The 16,500-nt window shown below is 42.4% G+C and carries 18 protein-coding genes and 1 tRNA gene; 6 read left to right on the forward strand and 13 right to left on the reverse strand.

The genetic code is table 11. The features are described 5' to 3' along the window. Positions 1-20: 20 nt before the first annotated feature. From lptB to NI465_RS06590, 5 genes are read right to left on the reverse strand one after another with little or no spacing between them, the layout of a single operon-like run. Positions 21-764, reverse strand: coding sequence for an LPS export ABC transporter ATP-binding protein (lptB, locus tag NI465_RS06570; RefSeq protein ID WP_005104345.1), 744 nt, complete (start codon positions 762-764; stop codon positions 21-23). Further along, a complete protein-coding gene (gene lptA, locus NI465_RS06575) occupies positions 764-1,330 on the reverse strand; it encodes a lipopolysaccharide transport periplasmic protein LptA (protein WP_004646679.1) in 567 nt (188 codons plus the stop codon). Before lptA ends, lptB begins: the two co-directional genes overlap by 1 nt. Next, positions 1,314-1,862, reverse strand: coding sequence for an LPS export ABC transporter periplasmic protein LptC (gene lptC, locus NI465_RS06580; protein ID WP_004729873.1), 549 nt, complete (start codon positions 1,860-1,862; stop codon positions 1,314-1,316). The genes lptA and lptC overlap by 17 nt, the downstream gene beginning before the upstream one ends. Positions 1,863-1,895: 33 nt before the next feature. Further along, the gene (locus NI465_RS06585) at positions 1,896-2,435 is read right to left on the reverse strand and encodes a KdsC family phosphatase (protein ID WP_004279958.1); all 540 of its coding nucleotides are present in this window, start codon (positions 2,433-2,435) and stop codon (positions 1,896-1,898) included. 3 nt (positions 2,436-2,438) lie between these two features. Then, positions 2,439-3,482 (reverse strand): KpsF/GutQ family sugar-phosphate isomerase, encoded by a 1,044-nt coding sequence (locus tag NI465_RS06590; RefSeq protein ID WP_004279959.1) that lies wholly within the window; start codon positions 3,480-3,482, stop codon positions 2,439-2,441. Between the two features lie 432 nt (positions 3,483-3,914). Here NI465_RS06590 and cysS point away from each other — a divergent pair, with 432 nt between their 5' ends. From cysS to NI465_RS06610, 4 genes are all read left to right on the forward strand, one after another. Next, on the forward strand, positions 3,915-5,336 hold the full coding sequence (cysS, locus tag NI465_RS06595; protein ID WP_222112103.1) for a cysteine--tRNA ligase: 1,422 nt from the start codon (positions 3,915-3,917) through the stop codon (positions 5,334-5,336). Positions 5,337-5,398: 62 nt separating this feature from the next. Continuing rightward, positions 5,399-5,474 (forward strand) — tRNA-Gly (locus tag NI465_RS06600). 192 nt (positions 5,475-5,666) lie between these two features. Beyond that, positions 5,667-6,455: a hypothetical protein gene (locus tag NI465_RS06605; RefSeq protein WP_253144720.1), complete on the forward strand. Its 789-nt coding sequence runs from the start codon at positions 5,667-5,669 to the stop codon at positions 6,453-6,455. Positions 6,456-6,548: 93 nt separating this feature from the next. Further along, complete coding sequence (locus tag NI465_RS06610; RefSeq protein ID WP_222112101.1) at positions 6,549-7,526, forward strand: fatty acid desaturase family protein; 978 nt, start codon at positions 6,549-6,551, stop codon at positions 7,524-7,526. Positions 7,527-7,557: 31 nt separating this feature from the next. Here NI465_RS06610 and NI465_RS06615 read toward each other — a convergent pair whose 3' ends face one another. Together NI465_RS06615 and yfcF are read right to left on the reverse strand one after the other, a co-directional pair. Then, positions 7,558-8,499 (reverse strand): cation diffusion facilitator family transporter, encoded by a 942-nt coding sequence (locus tag NI465_RS06615; protein WP_114540786.1) that lies wholly within the window; start codon positions 8,497-8,499, stop codon positions 7,558-7,560. Positions 8,500-8,630: 131 nt separating this feature from the next. Next, entirely contained in the window at positions 8,631-9,272 is a 642-nt protein-coding gene (gene yfcF, locus NI465_RS06620; RefSeq protein ID WP_071851219.1) for a glutathione transferase, read from the reverse strand. A 241-nt stretch (positions 9,273-9,513) separates the two neighbouring features. On the opposite strand from yfcF, the gene NI465_RS06625 reads away from it, so the two are divergent. Beyond that, on the forward strand, positions 9,514-10,230 hold the full coding sequence (locus NI465_RS06625) for a glutamine amidotransferase (protein ID WP_004646670.1): 717 nt from the start codon (positions 9,514-9,516) through the stop codon (positions 10,228-10,230). 46 nt (positions 10,231-10,276) lie between these two features. Here NI465_RS06625 and NI465_RS06630 read toward each other — a convergent pair whose 3' ends face one another. From NI465_RS06630 to NI465_RS06655, 6 genes are all read right to left on the reverse strand, one after another. After that, entirely contained in the window at positions 10,277-10,864 is a 588-nt protein-coding gene (locus NI465_RS06630; protein ID WP_253144723.1) for a YceI family protein, read from the reverse strand. A 130-nt stretch (positions 10,865-10,994) separates the two neighbouring features. After that, positions 10,995-11,450, reverse strand: a complete 456-nt coding sequence (locus tag NI465_RS06635) for a GNAT family N-acetyltransferase (protein ID WP_253144725.1) — start codon at positions 11,448-11,450, stop codon at positions 10,995-10,997. A gap of 175 nt (positions 11,451-11,625) precedes the next feature. After that, on the reverse strand, positions 11,626-11,841 hold the full coding sequence (locus NI465_RS06640) for a hypothetical protein (RefSeq protein WP_005246695.1): 216 nt from the start codon (positions 11,839-11,841) through the stop codon (positions 11,626-11,628). A 134-nt stretch (positions 11,842-11,975) separates the two neighbouring features. After that, positions 11,976-13,964: a transketolase gene (gene tkt / locus NI465_RS06645; RefSeq protein ID WP_253144728.1), complete on the reverse strand. Its 1,989-nt coding sequence runs from the start codon at positions 13,962-13,964 to the stop codon at positions 11,976-11,978. A gap of 446 nt (positions 13,965-14,410) precedes the next feature. Then, positions 14,411-14,794, reverse strand: coding sequence for a pilin (locus NI465_RS06650; protein ID WP_253144731.1), 384 nt, complete (start codon positions 14,792-14,794; stop codon positions 14,411-14,413). A gap of 63 nt (positions 14,795-14,857) precedes the next feature. Continuing rightward, a complete protein-coding gene (locus NI465_RS06655; RefSeq protein ID WP_253144733.1) occupies positions 14,858-15,097 on the reverse strand; it encodes a hypothetical protein in 240 nt (79 codons plus the stop codon). A 173-nt stretch (positions 15,098-15,270) separates the two neighbouring features. On the opposite strand from NI465_RS06655, the gene metK reads away from it, so the two are divergent. Beyond that, the gene (gene metK / locus NI465_RS06660; protein WP_253144735.1) at positions 15,271-16,437 is read left to right on the forward strand and encodes a methionine adenosyltransferase; all 1,167 of its coding nucleotides are present in this window, start codon (positions 15,271-15,273) and stop codon (positions 16,435-16,437) included. Positions 16,438-16,500: the final 63 nt, after the last annotated feature.

The raw sequence follows: 16,500 nt of genomic DNA on the forward strand, positions 1-16,500 counted from the left end.
TTTATATAAAGCAGGATTATTTAAACAGTGAAATCATCACCCAGATAAACTTTTCTTACGGTCTCATTCGCCAGGATTTCTTCTGGTGTACCTTCAGCAAGCAATGCACCTTCACTAACAATATAAGCATGCTCACAAATCGCCAGCGTTTCACGCACGTTATGATCGGTAATCAGCACCCCAATTCCGCGATCTTTCAAGGTCGTAATAATATCCTTAATATCTCCGACCGAAATCGGATCGACACCGGCAAAAGGTTCATCGAGTAGCATAAATTTTGGATCAGCCGCAAGTGCACGCGCAATCTCGGCACGACGTCGCTCCCCACCGGATACACTCATACCCAAGGAATCTTTGATATGGGTGATTTTAAAGTCTGCCAGTAGCTCCGCCAGACGTTGCTGACGTTGTGCCTTGGTCATATCTTTACGGGTTTCCAGAATTGCCATAATATTTTCTGAAATCGTCAGTTTTCGGAAAATTGAAGCTTCCTGCGGCAAATAACCAATCCCCTTACGTGCCCGTTCATGCATTGCGAGGTCGGAAAGATCCAGATCATCGAGATAGATTTCTCCCTTATCCATCCGCACCAGACCAACCACCATATAAAAACTGGTGGTTTTACCGGCACCATTTGGTCCCAGTAACCCAACAATCTGGCCACTTTCCATGCTGAACGATACATCTTTCACTACCCAGCGTTTATTATAGTTTTTCGCCAGATGTTTAATGGTTAAGGTTTGAACCTGCTGCGATTGCTCCATTAATCACGCGCTCCCGGGAAGGATGTTGAACTAGAGGGTGGAATCACGATTTGTACACGACCAGACGATGAACCGGTTTTGTTTGGTGTTCCGGTGGCTTCGATATCGCCTTTGTTCATGCTGTATTTTAAAGTCGCACCACGAATACTGGCACCGTCCTGTTGCAGGAAGGCATTGCCTGACAAGGTAATAATCCCGGTTTCAGCATTGTAGACAATTTTCTGCGCCTGACCTTTGGCAAGACCTTTGGCCGGATCCACTTTTTGCTGGAACTGTGCCGGGCTGCCAGTAGCCGTAATCAGGCTGATCTGACGCTTATTGTTCAGATTGGCCACAATCGAATTGGCTTGCAGCTTCATGGTGCCCTGTTCAATGATGACATTGCCCGAATACGTCGTCACACCCGTCCGCTCATTGAAAGTCGCCCGGTCAGCCAGCAAGGTGATTGGCTGGTTACGGTCAGATGGCAGTGCAAAAGCAGCGATTGAACCGAGTCCAACCACAGTCGCCAGCGTCATACGCTTCAGGAAAGTGTGCATCATTTTGGCTTTAGGAGTTTGGTTCATACTTTCCTCGAATATTAAAGAATTCGTATTGACCATCATTAAGATTGGCTTTAAGACCCTGGCTGACAAATTCAGCCTGTGGAGATTCCACAATCACTGTCTTGTCTGTTTCAATTTCACGTGTTTTCGGAAAAGCGGTCAGTTCTTCAGTACGAAACTGCATTTTCCCATTTTGCATGATTTTGGTGGCGAACACTTCTTGAGAGAGTACAACTTTTGTATTGTCATCATAACCATGCGCCATTTTGGCAAAGAAAGTTGCATCGACTTTGCCATTGTCATAAGTCGATGCTCGCAGATTTTCCAGCTTTGAAGTTTCTAGCTGCAGGTTCTGCTCAAGTCGGTCCACTTGGGCACGAACCGACACCTGGCCTGTTTCATCCGTCTGGGTTAAGTTAATATTTTGAGCGGAATAGGTCATGCTGCGCGCAGAATCTGCCTGCAGCTTGTTGCCCTTGCCGCTGTAATAGTAATAACCACCACTTATTGCGGCAATAATCACAGCCGTAATATATAAAACTTTAGTATCCATAAGCGGTGTACTTAATCCAAAAGATATGACTTATTAATAAGGCGCACGAGTATATTTTTCAAGTAACTCTTGGTACATGCCTTTGGACATTAACAGCATATCGCAGATTTCACGCACCGCACCACGTCCACCTTGGGCCTGAGTCACCAGATCGGCACGGCGGCGAACTTCAACATGACCATTAGGCACGGTCACTTTCATGCCGGCAATGGCAAAAGCAGACAGATCAGGCCAGTCATCGCCCATGTACAGGCAATCTTCAGGATCAATGTTGAGCTGTGCGCAGGCTTCACGAAGTGCTGTACCTTTGTCTTCACGGCCCTGATAGACCAGATCAACACCCAGATCCGACATACGCTTTTCTACGATATTGCTTTTACGTCCAGTGATAATAATCACCTTGATCCCTGCTTGCTGAACCAGTTTCATGCCCAGACCGTCACGAATATCAAAGGATTTGATCTCATCGCCAGTATTAGTCAGCGTTACAAAGCCATCACTTAAAATACCATCTACATCAAGCACCAGTGCTGCAATATGACGTGCCTGCTCTAATAATACATAAGATGCCATTTATTAATTTACCCCAGCCTGAATCAGGTCATGCATACTAATCACACCAATGACTTTATTGGCATCATCAACAACTACAAATTGATTAATTTTATGCTCATTCATACGTTCCAGTGCCACCACTGCACGTGCTTCCTGAGAAATGGTCAACGGATTTTTGGTCATCACGTCCTGAATAGCCAGATTGACATCAAAACCTTGCTGCTTATCAATCAAGCGACGCAAGTCACCATCGGTAAAAATCCCCAGCAACACATCATTTTCATCGACGACTGTGGTTAAGCCCAAGCGCTTGTTGGAAATTTCGTACAATACTTTATTCATGGCGGTATCTGGCGAGACTTTAGGTAAATCTGCGCCAGTACGCATCAGATGCTTCACATGCAATAACAGACGCTTACCCAGCGCACCTGCAGGATGTGAGCGTGCAAAATCATCCGAGGTAAAGCCGCGAGCATCCAATAAAGCTACCGCCAAAGCATCGCCCAAAGCCAATGTTGCCGTCGTTGACGATGTCGGCGCTAAACCCAGTGGACAAGCCTCCTGAATATTACCCAGCGTTAAAGCTACATCAGCATTTTGTGGCATTGGACCACGATCATCACCACTGATGGTAATCAGCGGAATTTCCAGATGCTTGATCAGCGGCATCAGCATCATGATTTCATCACTCTTGCCCGAGTTTGAAATTGCAATCAGCACATCACCAGCCACCAGCATCCCTAAGTCACCATGACCGGCTTCACCTGGATGCATAAAGAATGAGGGAGTTCCGGTCGAAGCAAAGGTCGCCGCCATTTTACGGCCAATATGACCTGACTTGCCCATTCCGGTAATCACCAGACGGCCAGTACACTGTAGAATAATTTCACATGCCCGGCTAAAACGGTCATCAATCTGTGTTGCTAAAATCTGTAGTGCATTTTCTTCGATGCGCAGTGTTTCAAGTGCGACTTTCTGGAAATCTAGTTGATTCGCTGTTTTTTGTGGATTCAAAGCCTGTTTACCTACGCTAAGGACAGAAAAAAACTCTGGTTTGATGGGCATAATTTTCGCAATTTTAGCATAGCTATGCAATTGTAAGCTTTCTAAATATAGAAGATTCGACGGATTTTTAATATATTCAGATTGTATTCAACTTGCGCAATCTGGTATCTCCGCCTCTACATTCACTCCATTTTTAAAGCGGTTATATGCGCTTGTTTTTATTTTTATAGAAACACGCTTACGCTATCCAAAATAAGTTTGGGTCAAATCAGACCAGACTCATTCAAATATAATTCCATCAGACTGGCAAACACTGCCTCTGAAAATGTAAGCTCAATATTCGCTATTTCACTTCCTGAACCCCTTCTTTATAAATCACTCTCGTTGCCTAACTCCCCTAAATAACTGAGGCTTTTTACGCTTTTATCTTTATGAATAATTATGCTTAGGTTAAGATGATTCATCCTTTTATTTGAAGTCTTTTGAACAGCTATGCAACCATTTGTTCTATATAACTCAGAGCAACGCAAAAAAGTAGAATTCGTACCTCGTGTTGAAGGTCAAATTGATCTGTATGTCTGTGGTATGACGGTTTATGACTACTGTCATATTGGACATGCACGTACAGTGGTTGCATTTGACTATATTATCCGTTTCCTGCGTAGCCAAGGCTGGAAAGTCAAATATGTGCGTAATATTACGGATATTGACGACAAAATTATTAAACGTGCCAATGAAAATGGCGAAAGTATCTCAGAATTAACAGGTCGCTTTATTGATGCGATGAATGAAGACTTTGCCAAACTGGGCTGTCTTGCGCCTGATGCAGCACCTAAAGCAACAGATTACATCGATCAAATGCAAGCAATGATCGGCAACCTGGTCGACAAAGGTACGGCTTATCCTTCCAATAATGGCGATGTCTACTTTGAGGTCGAGAAATTCGCCAAATACGGTCGTCTATCTGGCCGTAAACTAGAAGATATGCAAGCGGGTGCGTCTGAACGTGTCGATGTCGAAGTAGAAAAGAAACACCCGTTTGACTTTGTACTGTGGAAACATGCCAAGGAAAATGAGCCATCATGGGCATCACCGTGGGGTAATGGCCGTCCAGGCTGGCACATCGAATGTTCCGCAATGTCGACCTGCTGCCTAGGCAATCATTTCGATATTCATGGCGGTGGTGCTGATTTAACCTTCCCGCATCATGAAAATGAAATTGCACAATCTGAAGCATCTACTGGCGAACAGTATGTCAATTACTGGATGCATGCCGGATTTATTAATGTCGATGGCGAGAAAATGTCGAAGTCTTTAGGCAATTTCTTCACTATTCGCGACGTGATTGAAAAATTCCATCCGGAAGTGGTGCGTTATTTCATTGTTTCTTCCCATTATCGTAGCCCGGTGAATTACTCGGATGTTGCTTTAAAAGAAGCAAAAAATACCTTATCTCGTTTCTATCACTCGTTTAAAACCTATCAGGCGGTTTATGGTGATCATCTGATTGAAACTCTGGATGAGGCTTTGGTTGAGCGTTTCAATGCCGCTATGCGTGATGATTTCAATACGCCTGAAGCGATTGCGGTATTGTTCGAAATCAATAAAGAGCTGAATCGTACCGTGAAAGAAGAAAATGCGGAACAGGCAGCGATCTACTACGCAACTTTACGTCACCTGACCAATATTCTCGGTCTAGTACAGCAAAATGTAGATGAGTTCCTCAAATCTGACATTGGTCAAGAAGCTCTAGGATTGTCACCTGAACAAATTGAAGATTTGATTCAACAGCGTCAGGATGCCAAGAAAGCCAAAGAGTTCGCACGTGCGGATGAGATTCGTCAATCTTTACTTGATCAAGGCGTGGTACTTGAGGATACTCGTCAAGGTACAGTTTGGCGTCGTGCTGATTAATTAATCAAACAGATTTATAGGGAGTTGACACTGCTGTGGAATTCTCTATAATTCACCTCATTGCGGGAATAGCTCAGTTGGTAGAGCATAACCTTGCCAAGGTTGGGGTCGGGAGTTCGAGTCTCCTTTCCCGCTCCAGAATACGAAAAACCCTTATCGAAAGATAAGGGTTTTTTTATTGTGTTTGAAAAAAATTTATTAATAAAATGTATATCTCAAATCACTTATTCATCCTCTTTTACCCTGACAATTTTTTTGGGTTATTCATGACAAAGTGCTATTGTGGATAAACTTTAAAACTTTCAATCCCTTTCATAACGATATCGTTTCATGACTTATAAATTGAATGCTCGTCATCTTGTTTTAGACTTACTCTACGCTTCTAAGAACTCAACCTTGACTATTAAGCGGATATTAGCTGCTGCTGAATTATTGGGTATATCTGACAATGGTATCCGTGTAGCTGTGGCTCGATTAAATCAGGAAAATTTCATTCAAGCTGTGGAACGCGGCGTGTATCAATTGCTAGAGAAAAAATTCGATACTTCTTTTATCAGCTTAAACAAACACCCTGATATGCAAACGGCGACCACATGGAACGGAAAATATGTATTGGTCTATACCGGCACTTTGGGACGTGTAGACCGTACCGCCTTATATAAAAGAGAAAAAGCGCTGCGTTATTATGGTTTTCAGGAACTAGAGCAAAATGTTTTTATTCGTCCCGATAATTTAACGCTAAACCTAAGTCCATTAAAAACAGCTGTAATCCAGTTTGGATTAGATCCTGACGCACGTTTTTTCCAAGTCAGTCAACTGGAAAGTGAAACCGAAGTTCGTGATTTATGGGATATCGAAGCGCTACATCAGACCTATCATGCAGTACAGCATGCTATCAACGACTGGTTTGAGAATTACCAGAATCTGACTTTAGCAGAGGCTGCAAAAAGTGCCTTTTATCTAGGTAAATCTGCCCTATTTAGTTTGCGTGCTGACCCCTTACTTCCTGCAGAATGGATAGACACAGATGCTCGACAACAATTTGAGCTCGCAGTCCGCAAAATAGAAAAACAGGGTCAACTTTTATGGCAACACTATTTTAAAGACCAAGGGGTCTAATTTATTTCTTTTTTATACACAAAAATGAATTGACTGTAATATTTCATCCAAATATATTGAATAAAGCAATAAGAACTAAATATAGGCAGAAGAATGAACAGAAAGGTCAGTGTCACAGAACTTTTTAGTCGTGACGAAATTAAAGAACTCACCACGACCTCAGACTTACACGGTGCCTGGGCAGTAGGTTCAACCTGGACCGTAATTGTCATGACCTTTGGTACGGTTGCCTATAGCTGGGAATATTTACCTACATGGGGAAAAATCCTGATATGTGCATTGGCATTGGCTATTCTTGCTGGACGCCAGCTTGCGATGGCTATTTTGATGCATGATGCCTCGCACCATAGCCTGTTCAAAACCAAATGGTTAAATACCCATCTGACTGATTGGCTCTGTGCACGCCCGATCTGGAATGATGTCAGCAAATACCGTCCTTATCACCTGAAACATCATGCTAAAACCTCGCAGCCAGATGATCCTGACTTGGGGTTGGTAAAAAACTTTCCCATTACGCAAAGCTCACTATTCAGGAAATTCTTCCGTGACCTGAATGGGCAATCGGGGCTTAAATTTCTCGCTGGTCGAGTATTAATGGATCTGGAATTGCTGGAATGGAGTGTTTCCAATGACCCCAAGCCAATTCCGCATGGTGATCGCAGCAATTTAGAGTTAGCGAAAAACTTGCTTAAAAATAGTTCTGGTATGTTAATTTCAAATGCAGCAATTTTTTCTGCTCTGTGGGCCAGCGGCCATCCTAAGATGTATTTATTATGGCCTCTCGCCTATATCACTCCATTTCCTTTGTTCATCCGCATCCGCGCTATGGCTGAGCATGCGGGCCTAGAAACCAGTCATTCCGCCCTTAGCAATACCCGCACCACCCGTGCAGACTGGCTGGCACGTGCTTTTGTAGCCCCAATTCATGTGAACTATCATATTGAACATCATTTGATGGCCTCTGTTCCGCATCAAAAGCTGGCGAAAATGCATCAGATGTTAAGGGAGCGTCAGTATGTCGATGCTCCGCCAAGTTATCTGGATGTGATTCGCTCACTTTTAAAAAAATAAAAAATATTTCTGCGGTTGAGACTATTCAATTTCAATGTGGATGGCTTTCGGCATGTGAATGCGGATGTGAGGATTGTCCCCGATGTTCTAGTGGGCAGTCTTCCGCTTCGATCTGCAAGGTCATCTCGGTAATATGATGCTCATGGTGGAGCATCTCAAAGGCCTGATGACGCAGTTTCTGATAATCCACATTCGGCGCAACCAGATGCACAGTCAGCATGACTTTTTTGGAGGTAATTGCCCAAACCTTGAGCTGATGAATGTCCTGAACCCCTTCGAGCGCCAAAAGATCGTGGCGTAATTTTTCAATATCAATTTCATCCGGCACACCTTCAAGCAGAATATTGATGCTCTGTTTCAGCAAAATCCAGGTTCTTGGCAACACCCAAAATCCGATCAATACCGCAATCAGCGTATCCACCCACATCCAGCCAGTCAAATAAATTACCAGCGCCCCAATGATCACCCCGACTGATCCCAGTGCATCACTGAGCACTTCCAGATAAGCACCTTTGACATTGAGACTTTCCTGACTACTAGACACCAGAATTTTCATGGAAATCAGGTTAATGAACAGCCCCAAGGTGGCCACGATCATCATGCCCAAGCTCTGGATTTCTGGCGGATAACTCAAACGCTGATAAGCTTCAAACAAAATATAAATCGCAACCACAAACAGCATCACGGCATTAAACAGGGCAGCCAAAATCTCAAAGCGCTGATAACCAAATGTCCGTTTATTGTCTGCCGGTTTTTGCCCAATTTTGATAGCGACTAAAGCGATAGCCAGTGCAGCAGCATCGGTAAACATATGCGCAGCATCAGAAAGTAGGGCCAAACTTTGAGTCAGAAAACCGGCAATCACTTCCACAATTAAAAAAGTCGTGGTTAATGCCAACGCTATTGATAATTTTTTGGCATTTTTTGCAGTCACGGCGACATGACTATGTTCATGATGATGTGAATTCCCCACCGGCCCCTCCCTCCTTCTTATTCAACGAGGACTGTATCCTCAGCATCTTTTCAAGTTTTGTTCTGATTCATATTACGCTTGAATTTTACCTATTTAAGTAGGTTTTTTATGAACTGTTTTATCAGTCGACATTAGATTAAAGTTTTAGCTTTTTCATGTTCTGCCAGCCAGGCCTGTACCGAAGCACGCTTAAAATTACGCTCGACATATTCTATTATTTTCACAGGAAGTTTCACCTGATGGCTCAACAAACGATGCAACATAAAGGCCAGATCAAAGTCTGCAATTGACCAGTGTTCAGTCAACCATATGTCCTCCAGCATATATTCTGCCACATTCACCAAGCGCTGAATTTCTTCAGTGATCGAAGCTGTAAGAGGTATAGACATTTTTGCTAGATGAAATACCGAATCGGAAGGCATCTGCTGGCGGATTTGCATAAAATCGGTTTTGACCAAGGCTTGTATGGCCCGACATTTAGCTCTAGCATAAATTTCCTTAGGATATAAGGCTGGATAATTAGGTGCTGGAAAGGCATCTTCCAAATATTCAGTGATCGCCCATGATTCAAACAGGCTAAAGTTATCTACTATTAAACACGGAACTTTAGCACTTGGACAAATGGCTTGATAAGCCGCAGATTTCTGTTGCTGCTGATCTAAATCAATCACGATTTCCTGAAAATCTAAACCCTTTTCTTTTAAGGCAACATAGACCGACATGGCATAAGGGCTGATTCTATTTTTATCGACATATAAACGTATATTTTGCATATCCTTGATCCTGATGGTCTTGTTATTTTTATTCAGTACGGCAGCCTTACTCTACTCCCTTTCCTATATAAAAGGAAAAATGAACTGCTTCATGTAGCGATCACACGAAAATGTTTACACAGTTGCCGATAGCGCAGCGATGTTCATTATTTTCTATTTTGCACATGATGTGGGGCATAAAGCCTTTTATTTTGCTTTTGATTCACGTTAAATTAAATCATTCTCTTGATATCAAAAAACTATGCTGAACTTAGCCCACCTCTCCGATACCGTGTATGCCATTCAACATTTGGCTTTTGAAGACTTAGGTGCTTGGGAAGATATTTTTTATCAGCTCGGCTTACGTGTGCGTTATTTCGAAGCTGGCATCGATGATCTTACCAAGGCTTTTAAACATCCTGGATTAACAATTATTCTCGGTGGCCCGATTGCAGTCTATGAAACTGAGGATTACCCTTTCTTACAACAAGAAATAGACTTACTTAAAGTTCGACTGGAAAAGAATTTACCGACTTTAGGCATCTGTTTAGGTGCGCAGTTAATTGCTGCTGCATTGAATGCTAAAGTCTATCCCGGAGATGTGAAGGAAATTGGCTGGTCTAAACTCAGTCTTGCTTCTATTGAAAACAATCCACTAAAAGCTCTGGAGGATATTGACGTCCTGCATTGGCATGGTGATACCTTTGACCTACCTGAACAGGTAGAATTACTGGCCAGCTCTGATCTTTATCCAAATCAGGCCTTTCGGGTAGGACAGAATATTCTAGCACTACAATTCCATGCTGAAGTGGCCAGTGAAAGTTTAGAGAAATGGCTGATTGGACATACCTGTGAGTTACGCAAAGCCCAGATCAATATTCCCGCCTTACGGGCGGATCATCAAAGCTATGCGCCCGCGCTTGAACAGGCCGCCAGTTCGGTATTGCTGCATTATTTAGAAAACTTGCAACTTAAATAACCGTAATAAAAAAGCACCCAACTGGGTGCTTTTTTATTTGTCATTTTTACTTTTTCGGAGCAGGTACAGAAGCCTCGGTAGTAATGTTCACTGTAATTTTATCGCCCACATTTGGAACATAACCGCCTACCCCAAAGGCTGAACGGTTAAATGAAGTGGTTGCATTAAAACCAATCGTTTGTAATTTGGTCATTGGGTGTACACCTTGTTTATTTAAAACTGCATCCAGTATCACAGGCTTAGTGACATCTTTCACGGTTAAGTTACCGGTGATTTTGTATTTGTTTTTGCCTAGAGCCTGAACTTTAGTACTTTTAAAAGTGATATTCGGATATTTGGCAGCATCAAAAAATTCTGCTGTCTTAATATGGTCATCCAGTGCTTTCACATTCGTATTAATGCTTGCAACCGGGATATTCACATTGACCGAGGAATTCACAGGTTTTGCATTATCAACATTAATGGTACCCTGGATGTCACTGAAGTTTGCAGATGGTGTAGAGAAACCAAAGTGGCTCCAAGAGAAAACAGTTGCTGAATGAGTCGGGTCAATCGTATAGGCCACTGGTTTTGCCATAGAAACTGTTGCTACAAATGCGACCGCCAAGCCTAATGCTAATGTTTTGAAATTCATGTTTTTATCTCACGTTTTGGATGTTATTAAGTGTATAGAATCTGGAACCGTTTACAGCCCTAAAGATAAAACGTTTTGTTGCAGTGATGAAACGATAAAATTGTAAGTTATTTTTTTTAATTTTTGAGCTTTAATCCATACGGTACTGGATGAATCCAGTTTTCTTGGCGACTTTGTTATACAACGCTTGTGCCTGATGATTTGATTCCTGAGTCAGCCAGTAAACCCGGTCGCAATTACGCTGCTGTGCAACCTGATAGACATGTTGAATCAACTTACGCGCCACACCCTTTCCCCGATAGTCAGGATGGGTAAATAGATCCTGCAAATAGGCATAAGGTCTTACTGTCCAGCTACTATTATGTTCGATAACATGCACAATCCCCACGACCTTTCCATCCATCAGCGCCGCAAAACCGTACATTGAATCTAATTCATAATTGGTTAATTTATCCCAGGTATTTTCACTTACCTCTTCAGAAATTTGCGTCTGATAAAAGCGTTGATAGTCTTGCCATAAAAATAGCCATTCTGCCTGTGATATTTGCTCTAAAGATTTGATCTGGATCTGGGGCTGTATATTCATGTTTAACCGCTTCTTTGGCTTATTTCTTTAATTTAAGTCATTTCGATAGTAGTCGCTGAATTTTTATAGCGGCCTAAACTTAGCTTTATCTCATCTGGTGCTCATAAGCAACCTGTCAGATGAAAATCATCCGGCATAAAAAAAGCCCCAATCAGGGACTTTTCATGCTTTATGTTTAAAGTTTTTCAACCAGAATACGATCAACCTGTTTTAGGCCAGTCGTCTTTTCATGATTTTTACGACGCACTTTAATGACCTTTTCTTCGGCTAATTCTTGCAGCATTAAATCAACTGCAACCATCGCTTCAAGAGCTAACTCCTGTCCGATCCACTTGAGTTCGCCTGCATCCATTAAAATAATTTCATCGTTAATTTGTTCATACAAGCTCATGTTCATCTCACTCTTTCATTTCGACTATGGGAGAACTTTCTAACGATTGCCACATGAAAACAACGCTAAAAAGCGAAAAAATAAAAGACGCCCCAAAAATGGAGCGTCTTTTAAAAAACTGCTTAATCAGTTGATTATGCAGTAATCTCTTTTATAGCTGCTACAACTGCTTCAGTAGTAATACCGAAGAACTGGAACAGATCTTTTGCAGGTGCAGATTCGCCATACGTTGTCATACCGATAACACGACCATCAAGACCTACAAATTTCCACCAGTAGTCTACATGTGCAGCTTCAACAGCAACACGTGCACGAATATTCGATGGAAGAACCGCTTCACGATAAGCTGCATCTTGCTTCATAAATTCTTCAGCACATGGCATAGATACTACACGCACGCCTTCAAGCTGTGCATAAGCTTCCATTGCCAGAGATACTTCAGAACCAGTGGCGATGATGATGGCTTTCAATTCACCTTTTTCTTCAGCCAATACATAACCACCTTTCGCAGCGTTCTCAATTTGAGCTTGAGTACGAGTCTGGAATGCCAAGTTCTGACGAGAGAAGATCAATGCGGTCGGACCTTCAGCACGCGTTAATGCAGATTTCCAAGAAATTGCTGCTTCAACGGTGTCACATGGACGCCATGTGTTTAGATTTGGCGTACCACGAAGGGATGCGATCTGCTCAACAGGTTGATGCGTTGGACCATCTTCACCTAGACCAATTGAGTCATGCGTATACACATGGATCACGCGCTGTTTCATCAATGCAGACATACGTACGGCATTACGTGCATATTCCATAAACATTAGGAATGTTGCTACGTAAGGGATAAAACCGCCATGCAGTGCAACACCATTCGCGATTGCAGTCATACCGAATTCACGTACGCCATAGTGTACATAGTTACCTGCCGGATTGTCCTGTACGCCTTGCGCGCCTTTCCAAAGGGTCAGGTTAGAACCTGCAAGATCCGCAGAACCACCTAGAACTTCTGGCAATAATGGAACAAGTGCTTGCAATACATTTTGGCTGGCTTTACGCGTTGCAATTGTTTCAGCTTTGGCATTCACTTCTGCAATATAGGCATCCGCTTTTGCAACGAAGTCAGCCGGTAATTCACCAGATAAACGACGTTTAAATTCAGCGGCTTCAGTTGGATATTTTGCAGCATAAGCAGCAAATGTTTCGTTCCAAGCTGCTTCTGATTCAGCACCTTTGGCTTTCGCATCCCAAGCTGCATAAACATCTTCAGGAATCACAAATGCTTCGTCAGTCCAACCTAGCGCTTCACGAGTCAACACGATTTCGTCATGACCGAGTGGTGCACCATGACTGTCTTCTTTACCTTGCTTGTTTGGTGAACCCAAACCAATCACGGTTTTACAGATAATGATGGTTGGTTTAGCAGTTTCAGCTTTCGCCTCAATCGTTGCCTGACGGATTGCATCTGCATCGTGGCCATCAACTTTAATCACTTGCCAGCCGTATGCCAGAAAGCGTTGTTCTGTATCGTCAGAGAACCAGCCTTCCACTTCGCCGTCAATCGAGATGCCATTGTCGTCATAGTAAGCAATCAATTTGCCCAGACCCAATGTACCCGCCAAAGAACATGCTTCGTGAGAAACACCTTCCATCAAACAGCCATCGCCGAGGAAGCAATAAGTGAAGTGATCTACAACTTGGATGTCGTCTTTGTTGAATTGCGCAGCTAGAGTTTTTTCAGCCAGTGCAAAACCAACAGCATTCGCAATGCCTTGACCTAAAGGACCAGTCGTCGTTTCAATCCCTGGTGCATAACCCAATTCCGGGTGGCCAGGTGTTTTAGAATGAAGTTGACGGAATGCTTTAAGATCTTCAATCGAAAGATCGTAGCCCGTTAAATGAAGAAGCGCATATTGAAGCATAGAGCCATGGCCATTTGATAATACAAAACGGTCACGGTTTGCCCAATTCGGGTTGGTCGGGTTGTGGTTCATGAATTCACGCCAAACCACATCAGCGATATCTGCCATCCCCATTGGAGCACCTGGATGTCCTGAGTTTGCTTTTTGCACAGCATCCATTGCCAATACACGAATTGCGTTTGCAATACGACGTTCATTAAGCGGGGTTGTCATAAATCAGAGTCCAAAATATTCAGAAATAGGAAATGATGAAAAGACTTTCAAAACTGCTGTCTATTGTCTTAAAAAAACAGCGAGGGGTAAAGACTAACCAACAATATTTATCAGTTTATTGAGTGTCTCTTGCCTTATCGTACAATTATTCCACATTTCTTCTTTATCTTCGATTCGCTCTACTGGTTTTCAGATTGAATTATCCCGGATTTCTTAACTAACTTTCTTGTCTGTATCTGGATTCTAAGCTGATAGATAGGATTGAATTTATGCTAATTTTATCTCTATGTCATATGACTCACATCATTATTTTTAAAGAAAATCTATACAGTTCACTGATCTATTTATAATGTAATTTGTACTAAATTTTATAAAATATTGGCAGGATTGTTTGATATACAGGTGAAAATCTAATTTGCTTAGGCTAATTTTATACTTCGGCAGACTTATTGAACCTGACAGTCTTTAGGCAAATAACGCTGCTGAATATCAGTGGAATAACATTTACCACTATGAACATCAAAAGCGACTGATTTCCCGCGAATCGCAGTATCTACACCCTGCTCTCCTATCTTGAACTCTATCCGGCACGCGGCATTAATAATCACTTTTTCGATATATTGGCTAGGACCACCAATCTCGCGACCAGCATCACAGTGTTGATCCGAAGCAATGAACTGGGTTCGATATGCTCCAGCCTGCTCAAACACTTCTGCTAATTGATTCCGCACGACATAAGCTTGATGACTCATAAAAGCCATCGTCACTAAAATCGCGATGATGATGAGCACGATCAGCACTTCAATCAGGGTAAATGCCTTTTGATACATGATTTCTGATCTCCGTACAGTCTTGCTCCAACAAGAAGTCCATAGCAAAAGATATCGCCATTCCTAAACAGCTAATGTGGAAGACTTAGCGCTAATATGAAGACACGCTTGAACATCGACAAGACAGTTGGTCGCAAGGCGCACAACCTGAATCTGCTTTATTGATGTAATGATCACTTGCTTAAGTAAATTTTGAATTTTGAGCTTTGTATTTTTTCTATCATCTATTTTTTTAAGATTTAATCGGAAATCTAAGCATTTAATTTTATGACAGTCTGATGGATTAAAATATTGTTGCTTCATATTCCTCAATCAATAATGCTGTCTAAATAGATATATCAATTTTTTTAATTCTATTAATCAATTAAAAACACAATAATTTGAAACAATTTCGACCAATTTTGTCGTGTTAAGCTAGTCCTAGAGCGCAACTCGATGTAACATATCGGGTCTTTAAAATTAACTGTGATAGGACTATGCGCGAGTACGCTGTATTTACTTCGGAATCTGTAAGCGAAGGCCATCCAGATAAAATGGCTGACCAAATCAGTGACGCTATTTTGGATGCAATCTTAAAAGAAGACCCATATGCACGGGTTGCTTGTGAAACGCTTGTAAAAACAGGTGCGGTTGTACTTGCCGGTGAAATCACAACGACAGCAAATGTTGATTTTGAGGCAATTGTACGTCATACCGTAAACGGAATTGGTTATCACCATTCTGATCTTGGTTTTGATGGTTCAACCTGTGCCGTGATCAACATGATTGGTAAACAGTCACCTGAAATTGCTCAGGGTGTAGACCGCCAGAAACCTGAAGATCAGGGTGCCGGCGACCAAGGTTTAATGTTCGGTTATGCAAGCCGCGAAACTGATGTATTAATGCCTGCACCGATTTCATATGCGCATCGCTTAATGGAAAAGCAGGCTGAATTACGCCGTAATGGCACCTTGCCATGGTTACGCCCAGATGCAAAAAGTCAGGTAACTTTTGCTTATGAAAATGGCGTACCAGTTCGTTTAGATGCAGTCGTTCTTTCAACTCAACATGATCCTGAAATCACTCAAGCAAACCTGAAAGAGGCTGTGATTGAAGAAATCTTGAAGAAAATCATTCCTGCTGACATGTTCCATGCAGACACCAAATTCCACATCAACCCAACGGGTATGTTTGTGATCGGTGGTCCTGTAGGTGACTGTGGTTTGACTGGCCGTAAAATTATCGTAGATACCTACGGCGGTATGGCACGTCACGGCGGTGGTGCTTTCTCTGGTAAAGATCCATCTAAAGTTGACCGCTCTGCTGCGTATGCAGGTCGTTATGTGGCGAAAAACATCGTTGCTGCTGGCCTGGCTGACAAGTGTGAGATTCAGGTGTCTTATGCGATTGGTGTTGCTGAGCCAACTTCAATTTCAATCAATACATTCAATACTGCAAAAGTCTCTGAAGAATTGATTATTGCACTGGTTCGTGAACATTTCGACTTACGTCCATATGGCATTACCCGTATGCTTGACCTGATCCAGCCAATGTATAAGCAAACTGCTGCTTATGGTCACTTCGGTCGTGAAGGTTCAGATACTGCATTTACCTGGGAAAAAACTGACAAAGTGGAAGCGCTTAAAGCCTCTGCTGGTCTATAAGTTTTTCTTAAAAAAAGCCTGCATCATGCGGGCTTTTTTATGTCTTTCATTTCTTCATTTTTA

It is taken from the genome of Acinetobacter lwoffii, assembly GCF_024129855.1.
Lineage (GTDB): Bacteria > Pseudomonadota > Gammaproteobacteria > Pseudomonadales > Moraxellaceae > Acinetobacter > Acinetobacter lwoffii_L.

Coding starts and splice junctions, on each gene's coding strand:
- lptB (WP_005104345.1), bottom strand. CDS start 764: ATGGAGCAATCGCAGCAGGTTCAAACCTTAACCATTAAACATCTGGCG.
- lptA (WP_004646679.1), bottom strand. CDS start 1,330: ATGAACCAAACTCCTAAAGCCAAAATGATGCACACTTTCCTGAAGCGT.
- lptC (WP_004729873.1), bottom strand. CDS start 1,862: ATGGATACTAAAGTTTTATATATTACGGCTGTGATTATTGCCGCAATA.
- NI465_RS06585 (WP_004279958.1), bottom strand. CDS start 2,435: ATGGCATCTTATGTATTATTAGAGCAGGCACGTCATATTGCAGCACTG.
- NI465_RS06590 (WP_004279959.1), bottom strand. CDS start 3,482: ATGCCCATCAAACCAGAGTTTTTTTCTGTCCTTAGCGTAGGTAAACAG.
- cysS (WP_222112103.1), top strand. CDS start 3,915: ATGCAACCATTTGTTCTATATAACTCAGAGCAACGCAAAAAAGTAGAA.
- NI465_RS06605 (WP_253144720.1), top strand. CDS start 5,667: ATGACTTATAAATTGAATGCTCGTCATCTTGTTTTAGACTTACTCTAC.
- NI465_RS06610 (WP_222112101.1), top strand. CDS start 6,549: ATGAACAGAAAGGTCAGTGTCACAGAACTTTTTAGTCGTGACGAAATT.
- yfcF (WP_071851219.1), bottom strand. CDS start 9,272: ATGCAAAATATACGTTTATATGTCGATAAAAATAGAATCAGCCCTTAT.
- NI465_RS06625 (WP_004646670.1), top strand. CDS start 9,514: ATGCTGAACTTAGCCCACCTCTCCGATACCGTGTATGCCATTCAACAT.
- NI465_RS06630 (WP_253144723.1), bottom strand. CDS start 10,864: ATGAATTTCAAAACATTAGCATTAGGCTTGGCGGTCGCATTTGTAGCA.
- NI465_RS06635 (WP_253144725.1), bottom strand. CDS start 11,450: ATGAATATACAGCCCCAGATCCAGATCAAATCTTTAGAGCAAATATCA.
- NI465_RS06640 (WP_005246695.1), bottom strand. CDS start 11,841: ATGAGCTTGTATGAACAAATTAACGATGAAATTATTTTAATGGATGCA.
- tkt (WP_253144728.1), bottom strand. CDS start 13,964: ATGACAACCCCGCTTAATGAACGTCGTATTGCAAACGCAATTCGTGTA.
- NI465_RS06650 (WP_253144731.1), bottom strand. CDS start 14,794: ATGTATCAAAAGGCATTTACCCTGATTGAAGTGCTGATCGTGCTCATC.
- NI465_RS06655 (WP_253144733.1), bottom strand. CDS start 15,097: ATGAAGCAACAATATTTTAATCCATCAGACTGTCATAAAATTAAATGC.
- metK (WP_253144735.1), top strand. CDS start 15,271: ATGCGCGAGTACGCTGTATTTACTTCGGAATCTGTAAGCGAAGGCCAT.